Below are 20,258 nucleotides of genomic sequence, written 5' to 3'. Positions count from 1 at the left end.
GTATCAGGAGTTACGGTCGCCTTAAGCTCGTCGCTTTCTCCAACCTTCAGATTCAGCGTTGCTTTATCCAGCGTCACACCCGTTACCGGAGTATTTTCACCACTGGAATCCTTCGGTGTTACCGTTACTTCACTGGTTGCTTCGAATTTACCATCTTCAGTTGTTACTTTGATGGTGGCTGTTCCTTCCGCAATCGCAGTAACTTTACCGCTGGCATCCACAATTGCTACGTCAGCGTTGCTTGTGCTCCACGTTACGGTTTTATTACTTGCCGTATCAGGAGTTACGGTCGCCTTAAGCTCATCACTTTCGCCGACTTTCAGATTCAGCGTTGCTTTATCCAGCGTCACACCCGTTACCGGAGTATTTTCTCCGCTGGAATCCTTCGGTGTTACCGTTACTTTGCTCGTTGCTTCGAATTTACCATCTTCAGTCGTAACTGTAATGGTGGCTGTTCCTTCCGCAATCGCAGTAACTTTACCGCTGGCATCCACAATTGCTACGTCAGCGTTGCTTGTGCTCCACGTTACGGTTTTATTGCTTGCCGTATCAGGAGTTACGGTCGCCTTAAGCTCATCACTTTCGCCGACTTTCAGATTCAGCGTTGCTTTATCCAGCGTCACACCCGTTACCGGAGTATTTTCTCCACTGGAATCCTTCGGTGTTACCGTTACTTCGCTCGCTGCTTCGAGTTTACCATCTTCAGTTGTTACTTTGATGGTTGCTGTTCCTTCCGCAATAGCAGTGACTTTACCACTGGCATCCACAATTGCTACGTCAGCGTTGCTTGTGCTCCACGTTACGGTTTTATTGCTTGCCGTATCAGGAGTTACGGTCGCTTTAAGCTCGTCGCTTTCTCCAACTTTCAGATTCAGCGTTGCTTTATCCAGGGTTACACCCGTTACTGGAGTAACCTTCGGTGTTACCGTTACTTCGCTTGTTGCTTGGAATCCGCCATCTTCAGTCTTGACTGTGATAGTGGCTGTTCCCTCCGCAATAGCAGTGACTTTACCGCTGGCATCCACAGTTGCTACTTCGCTGTTGCTTGTGCTCCAAGTTGCAGCTTTGTTGTTCGCCGTAGCAGGCTCAAATACCGCTTCAAGCTGTCCGCTCTCACCGACTTTTAAGTTCAGTGTAGCTGGTTTCATTGTCACGCCAGTTACTGGGATGTTCGTTTTGTCCACGATCAGTTCCTTCGTGTCACGAACACGGATCCGGTCTCCCTTGGAGTACTTACCACTCAAGCCCGTGGCCAGTAGCGTATCTCCAACTTTGATCGGTGCAACTTCCCCAGTCTTGTTGACGATATACCCGTCTATAAATACAGTAACTGGTCCAGAGCCGTCATTGAGGATGTACGTGCTCTCATCAAGAATATCAACTACCTTAGCTTTCACCTGTACTAGCTGTCCTTGGTATTCATCTGAGACAGAAGCAGCTGTACTAACCAATTTCGGCTCAACTGGTGGCCCAGAGCTAACCTTTACAATGCTATTATCGAATCTGTCAAAGATAAGTTCTTTTTCATTTTCGAATGAACCGATTTTTCCGTATACACGTACTGTGTCTCCAAGTTGAAGCGCGCCGTCTGGAACATCGTTGAAGGCTACAACGCCGCCAGTTTCATCCTGAATAAAGGCTGAATCATAGAAGGCAGTCGTCGTGACTTTACCTTGGATAACTACATTTGTTTCTTCTGGAAGCTTACGAACCTCCGCGATTGGTGTTACCTTGGTTTCACGATTAGCCAGCCAATTAACGACCTTCAATGCTAATGGAGCATTGTTGGTAGGCCCGTCGTTCTGGGTCATCTGCTTGTCATTAAATATGTTCATACCAGCTACAAAAATGCGGCCTTTGCCGAGTTGCTCCGAAGCTAGAAGCGGAATCTTGCTACCGCCTGTTACATCTAACAAAGCCGGACCATTTTTACCGTTGGCCGTATACACGTTATACGAAACGGTGTCAGGTTTCAATTGCGGTGCATCCTGGAAAGTCGATTCATTTCCTGTAGCCAGAATAGTCACTGTACTACTATTGGTAAGAGGAACTTTATTCCCTGAACCGTCATTCGCGGCCAGACTCGCACCACTATAGAAATCAAGCAACGAGATAAAATCGGTTAGTCCGTTGCTTACCGGTTTTAAGTGAAGACGTACTGAGAAGTTAGAGGTCAATGGAGTGGACCAGAAGTTTCCTGCTGGCGTCTCATCAAACACCCCGTCGTTATTGACCAAAATGCTTGAGCCTACACCCTTCAACAGAGAGTTCACTGTCTGCTGTGTTCCACCGAAATTACTCTTCTCCGTTAGCAATAGAGAACCGCCACGATTAACGAAGTTTTTGATGACATCAATCTCGCTCGCGGAATACTCAGTGCTAGGGTGAGTCACCATCAACACGCCTACATTATTCAGAAGCTGATCAGACAAAGCAGTGGTATTCTCTACAACTGTGTAGCCCTGCTGCTTGAGTTTCAGGGTCATGTCTGTCAGGTTCTTAGCATACGTACCTGTATCTGTTGATGTGTTCTCATTCTTATGAGTCGCATCGATCATCAGCGTAATGCCGAGCGGTGCTTTAACATCAACTATCTGTTCATACCTGTTATCACCTAGGTCAATACCGTCATTTGACGCTAACACGACAATCAATTTGTGATTACCGGCTACAGGATTTGCCCAGATGACACTTGCATTAACATTTTGATTGGAATCTAACGAAGGAATTTCTGCATCTCCAATCAGATGTTGTGCATCAATGCTGTCATAGTAGAAATGCGCGGTAATATTCTTCAGGTTAATCGTACCCATATTGGAGATCCCTGCTTTCAGGGTTACCGGATTGCCTGCGATTGCCGCTCCTTCTACGATTGACAGATCGTTCACTCTTACAGCCAACGGATCTTCTTGCGACCAAATTGGTGAAGAATAGATTCGATCGCCATCTTTTTGCGTTACTCGAACAACGAACCACTGCTGTCCACCCAATACATTGACGTTAGGACTCCAGCTGAAGGAAGTGGAGCTGTCCTTAGGGATATAACTATCAATTACTCGTCCGCCGTTTGTTACTAGCTCAACCTTCGCGATATTATCGTCTGAAGGTGTCTTCAGGTAGCTGTATTTTGGATCGGTAGCACTCTCTAGAACCGGATCACTACCTTTAATATCAAACTTCAAATTCTTGGAATCTACTGTGGACCCCATGTAATAACCATTCGCCAGTACATCTAGCGTGAAATTCGGATCCTCAGTGAAGTAGACACGCATTTTGCGCATAGCTTCCAAAAGAGATTCCTGAGACAGATCTTTAGCTACGATAATCGTCCGCTTCTTCGTTTTTCCCCAGGTTCCATCATGGTTATCTTCGCCATAGGTTGGAGCTACATGCCAGCCCAAATCAAGTGCGCTGAAGAATTTATTCTCAGCATTGACATAAGAATAGTTACCGGAACCATTACCTACTTCAAGCATCGTGAAGAGTCTATTGACATTTTTATCATAAGGAATGAAATTGTCAAAAGCATTTGCCGACATAGCCGGGTGGTTAAACTGCGCCACGATATTATCATAGGTCAGTGTCCATGCATAATAATTTTGCAGGTTCTGATACTTACCACCATTTTGAACGCGATCGATAAAATTGGTTGTTCCAAACACGTTGGAATGTCCCCAAGTGGTCGATGTCATTTCAAAGGCAGGGAACACAACAAAGCTACCGTCCTTGGTGTATTGATTGGCCAGATTTTTGGTCAACTGCCAATCCGATCCACCTTTACGTTCAGGCATGCCGTTATGATCAACCGTGTCCGTACCAGTCAGACTAGAGTCGATATCGTGTGAGTGATCAGAGAAAGCAAAGTAATCATAGCCATAGAACTCCGCCGCTTTCAAAGCATCTTCAGGAGTACCTTTGGCATCATGGGATATATTCGTATGGTTATGTGTCGTTCCCCGGTAATGGTTACCGCCTGTAAATCTTTGAATAATCTCGAACGACCATTTCGTTGACGAAAGGTTGCCCAGTTTATCCTTCGCGCTAACTACAACAGTGTGTACGCCCACAGCCAAATCATCTTCACTAGTCAGTGTAAGCTTGATTTGAGTTTCGGACTTGACTGCTTTGGCTGTAAAATCCTTACCGTCAATAGAGATACTCAGTGAGGAAACATCCACTCCATTCGGGTCGTCCAAATCTATGGATACAACCGGATGGTTCGTCTCAATGGTGTCCATATTCGCCGGAAGCTCATCCGCATACTCTGGACCATCTTTATCCTCAACAATCTCTACCGCGTTAGGGGTAGCTGCGTCACCAGATTTGCGAGGCTCTTGTCCAGCACTTTCAGCCACAATGTAATAGTAGATTTTAGTTGTCTTCACATTAGCTTTATCAATCTTGACGTTGTAATTGACTTTGTCGGCCGTTTCCATAGGAATGGATTGGTACGACGAGTCCCCTTCATTTTTATAATAAAGAGTCACGGAGTCTGCATACTTCGCCGAAGCTTTGATCGACACATCCAGACCGGTGTAAGCCTTAGTCAAAGGAACGTGATTAAACTGCAAATCCCCCTTGATATCGGCAGCATTTCTCGGCAGGATAAAATATCCGCTTGTGTAAGGCGATACTAACTTCGATTGACTAGCAATACCAGTGAAGTTATACGCATCTCCCAGGGACAAAGCACTATTGATGTCAATCCCCGTAGATTTCATAATCTTCACGACAGCTGTATTACCTTCATCATCAGCAACCGTAACATTATAGTCAGGTCCCTCTGATGGAATATTGGTTACCTTACCTCTGAAGGAAATCAGTTTGCCTTCAAGTGCCTCAGCCTTCTCATAGACACTCATAGCATCCAATTTGACAATAGCTGGAGTTGGCACAGCCTCCATACCCTCAGTCGTAATCGTCCCAGCAACCAGTTGAGTCGCCCCGGCAACAAACACCAGCTTACCGGCAACCTTTACTTTAGTGCCCGGCGCGATGGAGGAAGAGTCCTGCACACCAATGACTTGAATCCCGCCTGTTAAATCTTGTACGTAAAAGCTTGTTTTCTCTGCTCCCAAGGCTTGGTTAGCGGAGGTCACAATACCTTCAATAGTCGTTTCATATCCCACATTCAGCAGGAATCCCTTGTCATCGTTTGCACGAAGAGCTGTGATTGGAAGCACTGCTGCCGGATTACCTGCAATATCGACACGCGCATAGGCGCTGTCTTTAGGCGTTGGTTGGGACAAATCCTTATGCGTTACATATACCGTTTGGTTTTGTCCTGCGTTAGTAACATTCAGTGCAAAGGCACCATCTGCTCCCGCAGTGGCTTGTCCTGCCGGTGTCAACGTTCCATTGTTCAGGAAATATGCACTTACCGACGATGCACTCGGTACTGCACCTGCGGTACCTGTTACATTTCCAGTTCCGCCTGCATTCACGAAGCGAATTTTGGAAGCATCCGGTGAAACCATAGATTTCGAAGTTCTAATCACGACCTCGTCCGGATTGGCGGTACTGCCAGGAGAGTTCAATACGAAATCATTTAAAGGATTCTTGGTGAAGTAACCATTGCGCAGGCCAAAAACTCCTCGCGGATCGGAACCAAGGTCCGTCTTGCGAAGCAGTGTCCCGCTTGAAATGCTGGTGGTAAAGAACGGCGAACCCCAATGATCCGTTTTCATGGTGAAGCTTGGGTTCGTTCCATTACCGAAAGCAACAATGTCGATGGCTTTCGGATCATCTTGACTGCTTATTGCAGTCGTGCTGTTCGTAATGGCCAAAATACCACCAGTAGATGCACTTGGATTAATCGTTGTAGTCTGATCCTCTTTAACTGGCAGATCCTTACCTGTTGCACCCGTGCTGCCTGCAACAAGATAATATCCATGAGCTTTGATGACACCGGTCAGCTTCGTTCCGGCGCTAAAGCTTGTCCCAGTAGCGGAAGTATAACCAATGGCCCACTGATTGTTGAAGTTAATATCCTGATCTGTCGTGTTGTACAATTCAAAAAACTTTGTTTTGTAGAACGCGCCGCCATTACCGCCGCCTACATAGATTTGACTGAACACAACATCTCCAGGCTTGTAGTTGCTCCCAGAGAAGCTCAGCGCGATCTTATTACTCGGGTCCTTAGCATTTTCTTGCGCTACAATGTAGAAGGAACTTTTCGAAGCTGGATTGAGGAACGCAAGCGTAAACGATCCGTCCGCAGCAGCTGTCGTTGTTCCCGCAAGTGTGTCATCCGCAAAATACAACTTGACGGATGAGTTGCCAGCTACGGCACCCGCAGTACCCGAAGCATTAGTCAGGGTAGACAAGGTGATTTTGGAAGCTACCGGATCTGCCGTTTTGGCTGTAGTCACATTCACCGATGACGTGGCAGTAAAAGCACCATCTTGTGAAGTAACGATGATAACGGCTGTTCCCGGTGCAATAGCCTTCAATTTTCCTTGAGCATCCACAGTCACAACTGACGCGTTCGAAGTAGTCCAGGCTACTTGCTTGTTGGCAGCAGTTGAAGGCTGAATCGTTGCAAGCAATTGATCAGTGGCTCCAACCGTCAAGTTAACATTGGTTTTATCCAACGCAATACCCGTTACTTTAACGGGTCCGGCAGTTACATCGACCTCTGCCGCAGCTTGGAAGCTACCATCAACAGTGGTCACTGTAATCGTGGCATGACCTTCGTTCACGCCTGTTACAACGCCATTATCCACTGTCGCAACCGTTGCATCACTGGAGGTCCAAGTGACAGAACGCTCGGTTGCGTTCGCTGGCTGGACCGTTGCCGTCAACGTTCCTTTTCCACCTGTAGAAAGAGCAAGAGCACCCGTGTTCAGTGCAACGCCTGTTACGCTGACAGGACCGGCTGGCTGCTGCGAACCTTTAACAACAATATCCGATATCCGGCTATTGCCATTCACAGGAGCTGTTGTTCCTGTATTATTAATCGCTGCTGAAGAGTTGTTTAACCAACGGATATATACCGTAGGCTGATTCTCTACGGCTTTTGGCAGATCAAAATCTTTTTGCGCGATCGTACTGGTTAAGATATATGTTTCGGAAGCATCAGAGAAATCCGTACCGTTGAGACTATATTGAATCTTAAAATCTCTTGGCCCAGTGCTCGTACCATACTGTTTGGAAGAGAGCTTCAAGTCATAGTAGCCTAATGTACTAAGCTGTGCCTCCCAGTATTCTCCGGAAGCCCAGCCGTCCTTGTATATCGTGTTGCCTGCTGCTGAATAAGTAGCTTTTCTATCACTACTTAACTTCAACTTGGCGATATTATTATTGGAAGCAATACCGCTGTTCGCAGTGTCCAAATTAGTCGCTGAAAAAGTCCAGCCAGCGACAATCTCCGGCGCTGCAGCATCCGCCTTGACTACCCCACTATTCGGCAGTACGGTTACAGCTAGAATCATCACAATCAAGGCAGCGCTGATCCATTTCCTGTACTTACTCATTAAATTAAACACTTAAGCAAAACCCCTATTCTTAATGTCATATGTAGCTAAAAAACGTTCCGCAAATGATGATATTTTCCTTAACACCAAGGGGTTAGACAATTAATCAATAAGCATCCCTCTTCCCGCTGTTGTAATCGGTCCAACTGCATCCGAACAATCCAGCTGACATTATTAATTATATTAACTTTTGTAAGTGATATATTAAATTATTGTAACCTCAATGTAAACAGAAAAAATCTAATCATAATAGAAAGAGACATCTAATATTTTCACGATGTTTATGGAATATTGATCCATAAAGCTTTCTGCGAACAAACAGCAAAAAAGGTGAAGCCTGAGAATCTGACGATTCCCTTGCTCCACCAATTTTCAGTTTACAAAAACCTCGTATAGTTATAATTTTCCTCTTACATAAAGCTCACGAAAGCCTCGGCACCAAAGCCTTGTTTCTACAATTATAAAAAAACGCCTCAGCATAAGCTGAGGCGGCATACGTCAATCCTATTTTTTTAACAGCAAATAAGCGAAATATGGAACTCCAATCAGTGATACCATGACGCCTGCCGGAAGACCGTCGGGGTCGACCAGATTGCGTCCGACTGTATCGGCTAACAGCAGCAACCATCCGCCAAGCAGCACTGCTACAGGAATGAATAATTGATTTCGCGGTCCGACCAGTGCTTTGGCAATATGCGGAGCCAGCAGACCGATGAAAGCAATCCCTCCGGTGACCGATACTGCAGATGCTGCCGCAGCAACAGCCACTACGATAAGAAGCAGGCGCTCCCGATCCAGATGGACACCGACGCCAATCGCAGAAGCCTCGCTCAAATTGAGCAGATTAAGCTGTCTGGATTTGAACAGTGTGAACGGAACTAGAAGAATTAACCACGGCAGTAAAGCCCATATAAACGGCCAATCTGTCCCCCAGATGTTCCCCGCGATCCATTTTGCAATGAAATCTACCTTAGAGCGTTCCGCCGAAGAAATGATTACAATCATAATCCCTGACAAAGCCAGAGAGAAGCCTACCCCAACCAATATCAGACGAGTCGGATCAAGACCTCGTGACCGGCTGTAGGAGAATACATAAATAAGTATGGCTGTGATCAAGGCCCCCAGAAATGCCACGAGCGGCAGCATATATACGTATGACCCAGCTTTGACCGGGACGTACAGGAAGAAGATCGCAATGGCTACGCCGGCCCCGGAATTAATACCAATGATGCCCGGATCGGCCAGATCATTGCGGGTAATACTTTGCAGAATCGACCCGGATAATGCCAAGGCCATCCCCGACAGCAAGGTAATCAAAATTCTGGGCAATCTGACAGAGAACAGAACAAAATCCTCTTTAAATGTGCCGTGACCTGATAAAACAGGGATCAGCCTGTTAAAAGACAATGAGGAATAGCCTACGCCCATACTGATTACTGCGGTCAGGACAATAAGACACAGGCTGATCAGAATAATAAGACGTTGTTTACGAACAAGAGCGGACAATGTCATGAGAGTGCTTTACCTCCTTTACGCACGACAAACAGGAAGAAGGGTAAGCCCACCATCGCTACAATAGCTGCCATCGGTGTCTCATAAGGCGCATGTATGGTACGGCCGAGCGTATCGGCCAATAGCATAAAGCTGGCACCAGCAAACACGGAGAACGGCAGGATGTACCGGTAATCAGTGCCAACGATCATGCGGACAATGTGTGGAATCATCAGCCCTAGAAAGGCAATGTTACCAACAAGTGCTACCGCTGCCCCCGTCAACAAAACGACCAGAGTGAACAGGATCAATTTGACCCGCACGAGCTTTTGCCCCAGTCCCATTGCAATTTCATCGCTTAGGCTAAGAATGGTTAAATGATTGGAATACATAACAGCCACCACAATCGCAATTACAATAACAGGCGTGATCACCTGAAGCTGTCCCCATGTCGTGCCGATTAATCCCCCAGCGGTCCACATCGAGACATCCTTGGATATTTTGAAAAGAATACTGATGCCATCTGCAATAGCATACAGAAAGGCGGAAATGGCTGCTCCTGCCAGCACGATGCGGATAGGAGACAGCTTTCCTTGACGCACGGAACCAAGTCCAATGACTAGACCCGCACCTAATGCAGAACCGATAAAACAGGCCAGCATAATTCCGAAGTAGCCCACTCCCGGAAGAAATGCAAAGGTCACAGCCAGGGCCATATTCGCTCCGGAGGTCAAACCCAGCAGACCAGGATCCGCGAGTGGATTACGAGTTACCCCTTGCATGATGGAGCCGGATACCGCAAAAGCGGCACCGACCAGCATCGCAGCCAGTTCACGTGGCATACGAATTTCACGCAGGATGAGAACATTCTCACTGGACGCACCCGAGGAAGTTAGCGCCAGCCAAAGATCATGCAGCGTTATTTCCTTAGCTCCCAATACCATCGAAATAGCAAAGGAGACGATGAGCACCAGCACACTGCCAAGGAGCTTATAGAAAAAGGGGACTGAACGTTTTTTATCTCTCATTGGAATCTCAACTTTTCTCATAATGGATAATGTGGGTGCTGATAAATCATTACTTGTTCAGGAAGCTCTTGATAAAGAAGTCCAGTTGAAAATCAAGGCTCAGCGGGTCATTGAAATAGAACGATTTGGCATCCACTTCATAGACGTGATTATTTTTCACAGCTGGCAGGTTCTTGTAGGTCTGGGTATCTTGGAAGCTGTTATCCTCATCCGCATTTTTACTGAAGATAATATAATCACCAACATAATCCTTCATAACTTCCGTAGACAATGCCAAATAACCGTCTTTCGCTGTTGCTTCTATCGTTTTCTCAGGTAGACTGAAGCCAAGATCACCATATAGAAGCTCTGTACCCCGTCCAAAGTTATATCCATACACGTACAGCTGTTTGTTGAAGGTCTCGATTACCGTCACCGTTGCGCCTTCGCCAACCTTCGCTTTAATCTCTTCACCGGCTTTCTGGGAACGTGCCTTGAATTCATCCACCCAGGCCTGTGCTTCTTTTTCTTTGTTCAATAATTTCCCTATCTCAAGCTGCTGCGTTAAAAAATCAACTTTACCATATGTAAAAGTGACTGTTGGCGCGATTTGCTTGAACTTGTCCACATTCTTGATATCCTCAAGTCCGATAATAAGATCCGGTTGCAGTTCAATGATCTTCTCAAGGCTTTCATCCGTAACGGCCTCAACGTCTTTCAGCTCATCTTTAAATCTTGGGTTCTCCTTGGACATCTCGTCCACGCCCACTACAGGCACACCTAGCGCCATCACATTTCCTGTTAAAAATCTAGTCAGGACAACCACGCGCTGCGGATGCGAAGGAACTTCCACTGGGCCGTTCTCGGATTGATACGTAAAGGTTGCCGCTGGCGCTGCGCCGGAAGACTGGGATGCCTCAGTCGAGGAATTATTCGTGCTCTTCTCAGCATTATTGGTTTGATTGGCACCACAGGCGCTCAGAATAACTACTAAAGATAAGATTACCGGTACGAAAAGCTTTTTCATCGGATGACTCTCTCCCTTTTTATAATGACTATGTACAATGAATTTTCTCATTGATAATGAGTTTCATTTTCATAACCTATTATAGTAAGCCTGATTTCGCTAAACCATGGCTTATTGTTGGGAAAGAAGCTTGGACTATTGAATGCCGGTAAATAATGCCACCGCACGTTGCAGCTGTAGTCGAATAGAAACAGGGTTATAGGGAATCCAATCATCGATGTCCAGATGATGCACTTTATCGTTCCGAACAGCCGCAAGCCCCTTCCAGTAAGAGGACTGAAGAATAGCATCGGCATGGGCGAAAGAACCTTTCGGGTCTGGAAATACAAAAACAAGCAGACGATCACCCGCATAATCAGCAAGCTCCGCCAGCTCGATAGGAATGGAATGAAATTGATTACCGAGCCGTTCTATCTCCTGTCCGATTTTTGCCGGAGGCTTCAACCCAAGCGAATGATACATCACATATCCTACATTTCGAACACCATAAACCTGCATCTGCTCCGGACGTAGAATCAGAATTGTGATCGTTTCCTTGGCGACCGCGCTTTCCTGTACCCGCAGACGAGCTTCCTGTTCCTCTTCCCCAAACTTCACCAGCCACTCTTCTGCTCTTTCACTCCGCTGGATAGCCTGCGCAATAAGGCGGAAATGCTCCTTCCAGCCAAGCTCCATCCAAGATATTTCTATAACCGGCGCTACCGCCCGTATATGCCCAAGATTCAAGCCAAAACTGTGCAAATGCTGTTGTGCCGCGATAATCAATTCAGATTTTGTCTCTAGTAACACCGAATTGAGCTGCTCGGGAGAAGTATCTGCACTGATAAATCTCATGTTTTGCGGTTTCTCCAGTTCGGCGATATTCAAATATTCACCATTCTCGGCAATCGTCACTACTGGTTCCAGTCCAAGCAGCAACAGATGACTGGCATAAGGGGCCAGCATTACAGCAACGCGAGGCGAAGAGGACCGGCGGTTATAGGCAGAAGGCGCTGCACCGGTCTGGCGCTTGAAACGACGACTCAGATAAAATTCATCTTTATACCCTACCTTCTGGGCAATCTCTCGAAGGGTACCCGAACCACTGATTAACAGCTCAATCGCCCGATGCACGCGCAAGCGTGACAGATATTCCTGGGGGGAAAATCCGGTAAAACGTTTAAATAATATAGAATAATGTGAACTACTGATACCGGCCAATGCCGCCAGCTGTTCTCGCGTTATTTTTTCGTTAAAATGGTTCTCCAGGTAGGCAATACTTCGATCCATGCTCGGCTGCTCACTGACCGCATACTTTGCATCCTCTCGCTCCAGCAGCTCAGCAATAATCTGATGAAATACAATTTGATTCTTCACATGTCTGACTTCATGGATCGGTGAACGGTATAGATAAAGTTCTTCAACTTTGGCCACAATATCAGGTTCACAAAGAAAGAAATGAAGATTCTCCCCACCCAGTACCTCACTTCTTCGTACCATTGAACTTGCTGGCGGAGAGGTTGGTCGCTCCCAGACGCCAATGGAGAGCTTGTATGCGTGAAGTGGTTGAAGGGAATTTGTAACTAATGCCGCATGGACTTGTGCCGGAATCAGCATAATGCTGCCTTCTTGCAGCTCAAATGTCTGATCATCCATCCGCAGTATCCCCTTACCGCCTGCGATAGCAATTAGCACTGTAAAGTCCTCATGAATCTTATGCATGGGCTGATTAGAAGTACCATACAATGAAAGAATTTGGGTAGCAGTATATAAAGGAAAGTGAGACTCCGCCCACTCCGAATCAACGTTGTTCAAAACAAAGCCTCCATTACCATCATGATGAGGGGCTGCTCCCATAAGCCAATTTCATGACTTATAGAACAGCCCCAACATACTAGTTTAAGAACAGTTGCTGTCTGTATTGCTCAGGCGACATGCCCATAAATTTCTGGAAGGCACGGTAAAGCTGACTTGGACTCGCAAAACCAACATCCAGACTGATGTCGGTCACGGTATGTCTTGTGGAGTGAAGCCGCTGCTTGGCCTCGTCGATCCGGATTTTCAGCATGTACTGGTACGGAGAACGTCCAATCTGTGCCTTGAAGGAACGGATAAAATGATATCGGCTCATCCCTGCGATTCCGGCAAGCTCCTCTATTGATACTGGCTTCATATAGCAATCGCGCATATACTCCAGCACCCGAACCAAATGCGGGTCCTCACAATCCGGAAGCCCCTTCTGCACTCGAGCATTGGGATTCTTCTGGTGATTCCCCCGCAGAATTCGGGACAAATAGTTCATGACCTCAAGTTCCGTCTCCTCGACGAACCCTGCCTCTGTCCCGTCACTCGAACATAACGCCACACTCCATTTACGGTGCTGCCGCAACAGCTCATCCCCATTCACCCGCTGCTGCATAACAGGCTCCCACGGGCCGTCCAGTTCCCAAATCTCCATGAAATCCTTCAACTGGATAACAACCACACCTTCCCCGTCCTTAATCTCAAAGGCATGACTGTCATTAGGGGACTTGATTAACGCCTCCCCTCTCTCCAGCTGGAAGGAATTATTCTCCAAGTCGAAAGCGCAGGAACCGTACACAGGCACAGTGATCTGGTACATATTATTATGGCGATGCTTTTCGTTAATAAAACTATTCTCAATTCTCCACAGCTCCAGCCGTGGAGTTGTCATGTGTATCTGCATGGTCACTCACCCGAGTTCAGTATAGCAAAAAATGCTCAAAAGAAAAGCATCAATCGCGACGACAGATCATCCGACAGTGCGCTAAGCTACCGAATAAGACAAAAAAGCAAAGGATGATTGTTATGAAAACTGTCTCAAGCCCTGCCCTGGCAGCGGCCCGGTCGTACTCTCTGTACGCCTTGATCGGCGTCACGGTGGCCCATCTGCTGAATGACGCGATGCAGTCCGCTGTTCCCGCTGTTTTCCCGCTGCTGCGGCAAACCCTTAACCTGAGCTTCGCCCAAGTCGGCTGGATTGCCTTCATGCTTAACGTGACTGCCTGCGTGCTGCAGCCGTTCATCGGAAATCTGACAGACAAACGTCCTATGCCATTGCTGTTGCCCGGCGGAATGCTATTCTCATTGATCGGTATTATTGGTATGGCCTATTCGTCCCATTTTGTCGGACTACTAATTTCAGCCATGCTGCTGGGTATCGGCTCCTCTGTGCTCCATCCGGAATCCTCACGTGTTGCTCATCTGGCTGCTGGCAAAAGCCACGGGATGGCCCAATCCGTCTTTCAGGTGGGCGGTAATACCGGCCAGGCATTGGCTCCACTGGCAGTCGGCTTTCTGGTTATGCCTTACGGAACACGAGGGCTGATTATGTTCGCATTCGCTGCTGTCCTCGGCATCTTCCTGCAATATGCCGTCAGCCGCTGGTATAAGGGGCAGCTTGTAGCTCCGAAGACGGTTCAAACGGCTGCAGCTGCAGTTCAGCATCCCCGCGGCTTCGTTGCACTAGCGATCAGCTTGCTGATTGTACTGCTCTTCTCCAAGTTCGTATATATCGCCAGCATGACCGGATATTACTCCTTCTATTACATGGACCGCTTTCAACGCCCGTTTGAGGATGCGCAAATTCCATTGTTCGCCCTACAATTTGCCGGAATGCTGGGTACCTTGCTCGGCGGACCACTCGCCGACCGGTTCGGACGCAAGAAGATCATCTGGTTCTCTATTGCCGGTACAGCTCCCTTTTCCCTGCTGCTGCCTTATGCAACGCCGTTCTGGTCCATCATTCTCTGCGGTCTGATCGGCGCCATCCTGATGTCCGGCTTCTCGGTCATCATTGTCTATGCACAGGCATTGCTACCTGGTAAAATCGGGACCGTATCTGGATTATTCTTCGGCTTGGCATTCGGACTGGCCGGACTTGGTTCAGTTATTATGGGCTGGCTGATCGACTTGACAGATGTCTCTTTTGTCATTCAGATATGTGCTTTCCTGCCACTGCTGGGACTGCTGGCTATGTTCTTGCCATCTGACAACAAACTGGCAGGGAATGCCCGCGGCTAAGGCTATCTTAATCACCGTACCGGCATGCAATTGGATATGAAAATAGCATCGAGAACCGCTTATAATAAAACGGTTTTCGATGCTATTATTAGTGTAGTTAGGTCTTATTACTTGCTGCCTGTAACCGCAGCTACAACATCATCAATGACGTTGCCTTCCGCAATTGGACCACTGGACATCCAACTTCTCGCCGATACCTTAAATGCATGATTTTGTTTGACAGCCGGTATCTCCTTCCAGAGACTCATTTTCTCAATCTCTGTTGTGGCCGCAGCAGCTTTCTCAAATTCTTCTTTCGGGCTAATAGAGCCACCATACATGGCAAACACATAGTCTGCGGTTATGGAAGGCAACTTCTCAAGCGAGGTAGTAATCCCCCAATCATCAGTTGAAGCTTTCTTCAATTCTTCAATACTGGCGTCAGGCTTTAACCCAAGCTTCTCGTAGACAAGAGGTGCAAAGCTAGGGAAGAAGACTTGCAGGTCCTTGTCTGACGGACGCATATAGACTACCGTTTTATCAGCTCCAACTGCCGAAATAATGGTTTCCTTGGCTTGCTTGATTTTATCTTCATTGGCCTGAATCACAGCCAGTGCTTTATCCTCGAATCCAGTTATTTTGCCGATCTCGGTGATCGAGGTTTTCCAATCATTTGGCGCATAAGAAACTGTCGGGGCAATTTTGCTAAGCTCATCGTATCCGCTTTGATCGGTAAAATATTGTTGAATGAGAATAAGATCTGGCTGCGCCGCCAGGATCGCTTCCAGGTTAGGCTTCATATCCGCGGTGCCCGACATTGGAACTCCCTGTTGCTTCAACTGATCTTCCAAATAGTAACCGTCGAATCCATAGGCATAAACCATTGGAAGCCCCAATGAAAGCGCGAGATCTTCAAGCCCGATCACAGCGATACGCTTCGGGTGCGCCGGAACTTTGGTCTCCCCATAAGCATGTTTAACCGTTAATGTCTCGGCGGCTTCCGTCTGCGAAGAATTATTTCCCTGTGCTGAACCAGAAGCATCCTTAGTGGCTGCTACCTTCTCATTTGCTCCCGTATTCGTGTTATTCCCACAAGCGCTGACCAATACCGTCAGCAACAATATGATCATTAACCCTGATATGTTCCTAAAGCTTCTTTGGCCACCATGGATACCCCGTCTTGTGCCATTGGCTCTCTCTGTTTGATGCATCGTATTCCCTCCGTCACTGTAATTGAAAATGATATTGATAATCATTATCGACTAGGACATTATACACCACACTACGAACGACGGGAATACGAAAAGATGCTGACTTTTCTTGGCTTAAAGCGCACAAAATAGTTGTTCGAGCTCCTGCAGTAAATCATAATGCCGATTGGCTGTATACTCGAGAATCGGCTCAGCCAGCCAGGCTTGTCCCGAGGTCAGATAAACGTTCCCCTTCCTGACGGCCTTCAGGTTCCTCCAAAGCTCAGATCGCTGAAGACGTTCCCAATTCATTAGCGACTGCCCATCCTTCATTACGTTAACTAATAGCATATCCGCATCGAATGACGCCAGTTGTCCTGCTTCAACCTGTTCAGTAAATTCGATGTGTTCCACACCTCTTGCACAATGGATCTGCAGATCGTCGTACAAAACTGTACCTGCGCGCTTTCCCCAAACCTCAAATCCCCGTGGCAGAATGTTTAGAATAAGCAGACCACCTTGCCTGATTGAAAAAGGAATCTTCCCCCGGATGGCTTCAACTTTCTTATCGTAGCGGGCGAGCCAGCTCTCCGCTTCCTTATCCCGGTCCAGAAACTCTGCAATCCATTGCAAGTGCTCTCTCCAGCTTACGGAATGCCAGGGCAAGAACAATACAGGTGCTATCTGCCGAAGCTTCTCTTTCTCTTCATCAGGAATCATTTCATCCAATGCAATAATCCGATCAGGCTCAGCCCGCCGTAAGGCTTCTCTATTAAATTCGTAGTCATGCCCCAAAGGCACCTTGATGTCAAAGCGGTATTTCTTGCGGTAATCATCACTCCAGGTCTGGTCGATTGGAGCAGCGTATGGAATAATTTGCAAAGTGAGCAGTTGCCCGATATTAGGCCAGCTGTATGCAGCTACTTTGCTGGTTCGATTCGCGATGTAGATCGTTGGGGAGATTCCAACATGCTTTTTAAACTGGCTGCTAAAATATTGCCGGTCCCTGTAACCAACCTCCTCCGCAACTTTTTGCAGGGATTGCCCTTCGTCCAGCAAGCTTTTAGCCTGATTTGTGCGAAGCTCAGTCAGATAATCCATGGCACTTTGACCAAATCGATCTTTGAATGATCGCATGAAATAATACCGGCTCATACCCGCAAGCTCAGACAAATAATCGACCGTAATTCCTTCTCGAAAATGACCATTTATATACATTCGTACTCGATCCAGTGCAGCCTCGTGTTGACCTTGGTTCTTGAACAACAGATGCAAGAGCTCCTGAAATCCCGCCTGACTGACAAAGCGGTCCGCGACATCGTCAGTATGCCAGTGAAAGATTATTTTCTCACAAAGAGACTGTAGCAATGTGTCTGCATTCACGCTTACCCGCGCCAAATCGGGCAGTATCCGTCCCTGCTGAGCACCATATCTCTCGGGAGCAGCTGTTTCTACATGAAACCAATACAGTACTTGATCCCCATCTAAATCGTAAGTAGTTTCCACTCGCTGCCCCGGCATCACGATATAAACGGTATGAGGGAATAGCGAGTATAACATGCCATCGATGACGATATTGCCATGTCGCTTTGCTGCAACAACAAGTACATAAGTAGGAGAAGTTTCGTACAACAGACGGTAAGTCGAACGCTCCGTTTCTCGGAAACAATCATCCAACCTGATCCAGACGCGACTGAGTAGTTCTTTATTGTGCGGCTCTTCCTCGCGTTCTTGAAGCGGAGTCATTTCCACTCCTCCTTATTTTTGTTATATCTGTGTTGTTTCGATTATGCAAAAAGCTCTTGAATTGTCACAAGGACAAATTCAAGAGCTCATTGATTAATTAATGCGGTCGAGAGGACTCGAACCTCCACAGTATTGCTACCACACGGACCTGAACCGTGCGCGTCTGCCAATTCCGCCACGACCGCATATTATGAAGTCCACATTCTCTTGGACACAAGAGATATCTTACCATGCGAATGGGATTATCGTCAACTACTTTTTTATTAATGTTGTCACCCAACATTTTCTGTATAAATATTGCTTTTATTAGCGGGAAAGATGTATAATGAGAACAAAGGTTCGCATACTATAAATGAGGTGATTTATAATGGCGACTACTAAGAGTAACAACTCCAATCTAACCGAAGAAATAACCAAAGATGAACTGTCCCTTGTCAGAAGCTACTTGCTGCTAACATTTATCCATAAAGTATTTGAACGCGATTGCCGGGTCATCGGCAAGAGCGGGCTATTCAAGACACCTCAGCTCTATGTAGAGCTGGTATCCGGTGGGGCCAAGAAGGCCTCAATGATGCTGCAGGAGGTTAATCGTGAGCTGACTTCACGCCATTTGAAGATCAACACCGTCCGCCAGGACCAACGTGGTGTAGAAGCACAATACAATTGCAGAGGGTATATCGGAGAGATGAATATCCTCTGGCCTGGTTTTCGCAGAGAGATGATGCTACGTATGCGTGCCTATCTCGGACTAACTACAGAATCCCCCATTGTTTCCCGAGAAGAAAGTGTGGTGCAGTTAGCATTATCTATATAATCTCATGGAATTCCTCAGTAACCTTCATGGAACTCCCTGGAACACAGAACAGCTCCCCGCCAGAATGATGGTCAGGGAGCTGTTTTGGTTATGCATTTTTATATATTATCGGGATCTCTTCTCGGTTCTTTGGCAGGCTGAATCAAGTAATTCCGATCAAGCTTGACCACATTTCTGTTGGGGCGGCGAATCATCACTTGAGACTCGTCCCACGCCAGTACGATTCCTCTAATATCGTTACTGGCAATGCCGTCGCGTACCACACGTACTTTCTCACCAGAGATACGGTAGGCATTTAGCTCTTCATCACTAATCATGCTCGTTCCCCCTTCTACTATAGCTAATCTGAATTTCTCTCTATAGCTTATCCGAATTCCTGTCATAACAAAGACCCAAATGAGAATTCACCTGGGTCTCTTAATCGCAAATTCGTTATTCCTATGTCTGTTCCTTATATCAGCGCTTCATTCTTCTCAAACCAAAAATCGAGAACTTTAGCGGACATCACACGTTGTTCCAAATACTCTACCTGATTCGCCGTAAACTTCTCTCTCCAGGCGTAAGTCAGTTCTTCACACAAGCTTGTAATGGTCAACAGCTCCGACCAAGCTACATAGCGTTTGTACCAAAAAAACTGAGGATGTTCAATCATATAGGGGTACAGATCGTCAAACTCCGTATGTTTGCAATCCAGTGCACGCTCGAAGTGTTCCTTGGCCTCGGTTAATTTATCAATAAAAAATTGCTCTGTCACCGGTTCTTTCCCCATTGTGACGCCTCCTCTCCTATGTCTAAGCTTTATTATAAAGGAAAAACCATAGGGTGAAAAGAAGATGTTTGGAAAATAGGCTTGTATTTTGTTGCCACTGCCTTCTAGTCTTCGAAGACAACCGTTCCTTCATTTAAGGAACTGATCCGAACTAGGGATTCCAGAGTAATACCCTGTTCACGGATGGTGCGCGCTCCTGCCTGGAAGCACTTCTCCACAACAACTCCAAGTCCGACTAATTCTGCGCCGGAACGTTGAATAATTTTGATTAACCCTCGCGCCGCATCTCCATTGGCGATAATATCATCAATAAACAGAATCTTATCCTCTGGGGAAATAAATTGACGGGAAAGCATAATGTCGGTAACAATTCCCTTGGTAAACGAAGGGACTCTCTCACACAGCGCATCGGGATCGGCCAGCAGTGTTTTTTTGCGACGTGCAAAGACGAGCGGCACATTCATAACCAAGGCGGTGGCAAATGCCACGGCAATTCCGGAGGATTCCACGGTTACTATACGAGTAATTCCGCTATCGCTAAATCTCCGGGCAAACTCCCGTCCCATCTCCATCGTCAACTCCGGATCTACCTGATGATTCAATAGCGCATCCAGCTTAAGCACTTGATCCGAAACGACGATACCTTCCTCCAAAATCCGCTTTTTCAACACTTCCATGACTTTGAACCTCCAATACACTTATATAATCCATATCCTCCAGCGTAATCCATACAAAGG

The 20,258-nt window shown here is 46.8% G+C and carries 13 protein-coding genes and 1 tRNA gene; 2 read left to right on the top strand and 12 right to left on the bottom strand.

Annotated elements, in window-relative coordinates:
- The 6 genes from ACFORK_RS17755 to ACFORK_RS17730 all read right to left on the bottom strand — a co-directional run.
- Positions 1-7,475 (bottom strand): Ig-like domain-containing protein (locus ACFORK_RS17755; protein ID WP_379201328.1); only part of this gene is annotated, 7,475 nt, incomplete at its 3' end.
- Positions 7,476-7,979: 504 nt separating this feature from the next.
- Positions 7,980-8,987, bottom strand: a complete 1,008-nt coding sequence (locus tag ACFORK_RS17750) for a FecCD family ABC transporter permease (RefSeq protein ID WP_379201326.1) — start codon at positions 8,985-8,987, stop codon at positions 7,980-7,982.
- Complete coding sequence (locus tag ACFORK_RS17745; protein ID WP_379201324.1) at positions 8,984-10,015, bottom strand: FecCD family ABC transporter permease; 1,032 nt, start codon at positions 10,013-10,015, stop codon at positions 8,984-8,986. The genes ACFORK_RS17750 and ACFORK_RS17745 overlap by 4 nt, the downstream gene beginning before the upstream one ends.
- A 28-nt stretch (positions 10,016-10,043) precedes the next feature.
- Complete coding sequence (locus ACFORK_RS17740; RefSeq protein ID WP_379201321.1) at positions 10,044-11,000, bottom strand: iron-hydroxamate ABC transporter substrate-binding protein; 957 nt, start codon at positions 10,998-11,000, stop codon at positions 10,044-10,046.
- A gap of 135 nt (positions 11,001-11,135) precedes the next feature.
- Positions 11,136-12,794, bottom strand: coding sequence for an AraC family transcriptional regulator (locus tag ACFORK_RS17735; protein ID WP_379201318.1), 1,659 nt, complete (start codon positions 12,792-12,794; stop codon positions 11,136-11,138).
- A 79-nt stretch (positions 12,795-12,873) separates the two neighbouring features.
- Positions 12,874-13,686, bottom strand: coding sequence for a helix-turn-helix domain-containing protein (locus ACFORK_RS17730; protein WP_379201316.1), 813 nt, complete (start codon positions 13,684-13,686; stop codon positions 12,874-12,876).
- A gap of 122 nt (positions 13,687-13,808) precedes the next feature.
- Here ACFORK_RS17730 and ACFORK_RS17725 point away from each other — a divergent pair, with 122 nt between their 5' ends.
- Complete coding sequence (locus ACFORK_RS17725; RefSeq protein ID WP_379201313.1) at positions 13,809-15,023, top strand: MFS transporter; 1,215 nt, start codon at positions 13,809-13,811, stop codon at positions 15,021-15,023.
- Positions 15,024-15,130: 107 nt separating this feature from the next.
- Here ACFORK_RS17725 and ACFORK_RS17720 read toward each other — a convergent pair whose 3' ends face one another.
- The 3 genes from ACFORK_RS17720 to ACFORK_RS17710 all read right to left on the bottom strand — a co-directional run bounded on the left by ACFORK_RS17720 (position 15,131) and on the right by ACFORK_RS17710 (position 18,123).
- A complete protein-coding gene (locus tag ACFORK_RS17720) occupies positions 15,131-16,132 on the bottom strand; it encodes an ABC transporter substrate-binding protein (protein ID WP_379201311.1) in 1,002 nt (333 codons plus the stop codon).
- A gap of 195 nt (positions 16,133-16,327) precedes the next feature.
- On the bottom strand, positions 16,328-17,938 hold the full coding sequence (locus ACFORK_RS17715; RefSeq protein WP_379201309.1) for an AraC family transcriptional regulator: 1,611 nt from the start codon (positions 17,936-17,938) through the stop codon (positions 16,328-16,330).
- Positions 17,939-18,039: 101 nt separating this feature from the next.
- Positions 18,040-18,123: transfer RNA gene (locus ACFORK_RS17710), tRNA-Leu, on the bottom strand.
- Positions 18,124-18,305: 182 nt separating this feature from the next.
- On the opposite strand from ACFORK_RS17710, the gene ACFORK_RS17705 reads away from it, so the two are divergent.
- Entirely contained in the window at positions 18,306-18,752 is a 447-nt protein-coding gene (locus tag ACFORK_RS17705) for a YhjD family protein (RefSeq protein WP_379201307.1), read from the top strand.
- Between the two features lie 98 nt (positions 18,753-18,850).
- Here ACFORK_RS17705 and ACFORK_RS17700 read toward each other — a convergent pair whose 3' ends face one another.
- The 3 genes from ACFORK_RS17700 to ACFORK_RS17690 form a co-directional block, all read right to left on the bottom strand.
- Positions 18,851-19,069 (bottom strand): hypothetical protein, encoded by a 219-nt coding sequence (locus tag ACFORK_RS17700; protein WP_379201305.1) that lies wholly within the window; start codon positions 19,067-19,069, stop codon positions 18,851-18,853.
- Between the two features lie 134 nt (positions 19,070-19,203).
- Positions 19,204-19,521 carry a hypothetical protein gene (locus ACFORK_RS17695; RefSeq protein ID WP_379201303.1) on the bottom strand — a complete coding sequence of 106 codons (318 nt, stop codon included), beginning with the start codon at positions 19,519-19,521 and terminating at the stop codon, positions 19,204-19,206.
- A 104-nt stretch (positions 19,522-19,625) separates the two neighbouring features.
- Positions 19,626-20,198 carry a xanthine phosphoribosyltransferase gene (locus ACFORK_RS17690; protein ID WP_379201301.1) on the bottom strand — a complete coding sequence of 191 codons (573 nt, stop codon included), beginning with the start codon at positions 20,196-20,198 and terminating at the stop codon, positions 19,626-19,628.
- Between the last annotated feature and the right edge of the window lie 60 nt (positions 20,199-20,258).

It is taken from the genome of Paenibacillus sp. GCM10012306, from assembly GCF_042649265.1.
GTDB lineage: Bacteria > Bacillota > Bacilli > Paenibacillales > Paenibacillaceae > Paenibacillus_AQ.
The sequence above is the reverse complement of the archived record's forward strand: the minus strand, read 5'-3'. Positions and strand labels throughout refer to the sequence as shown.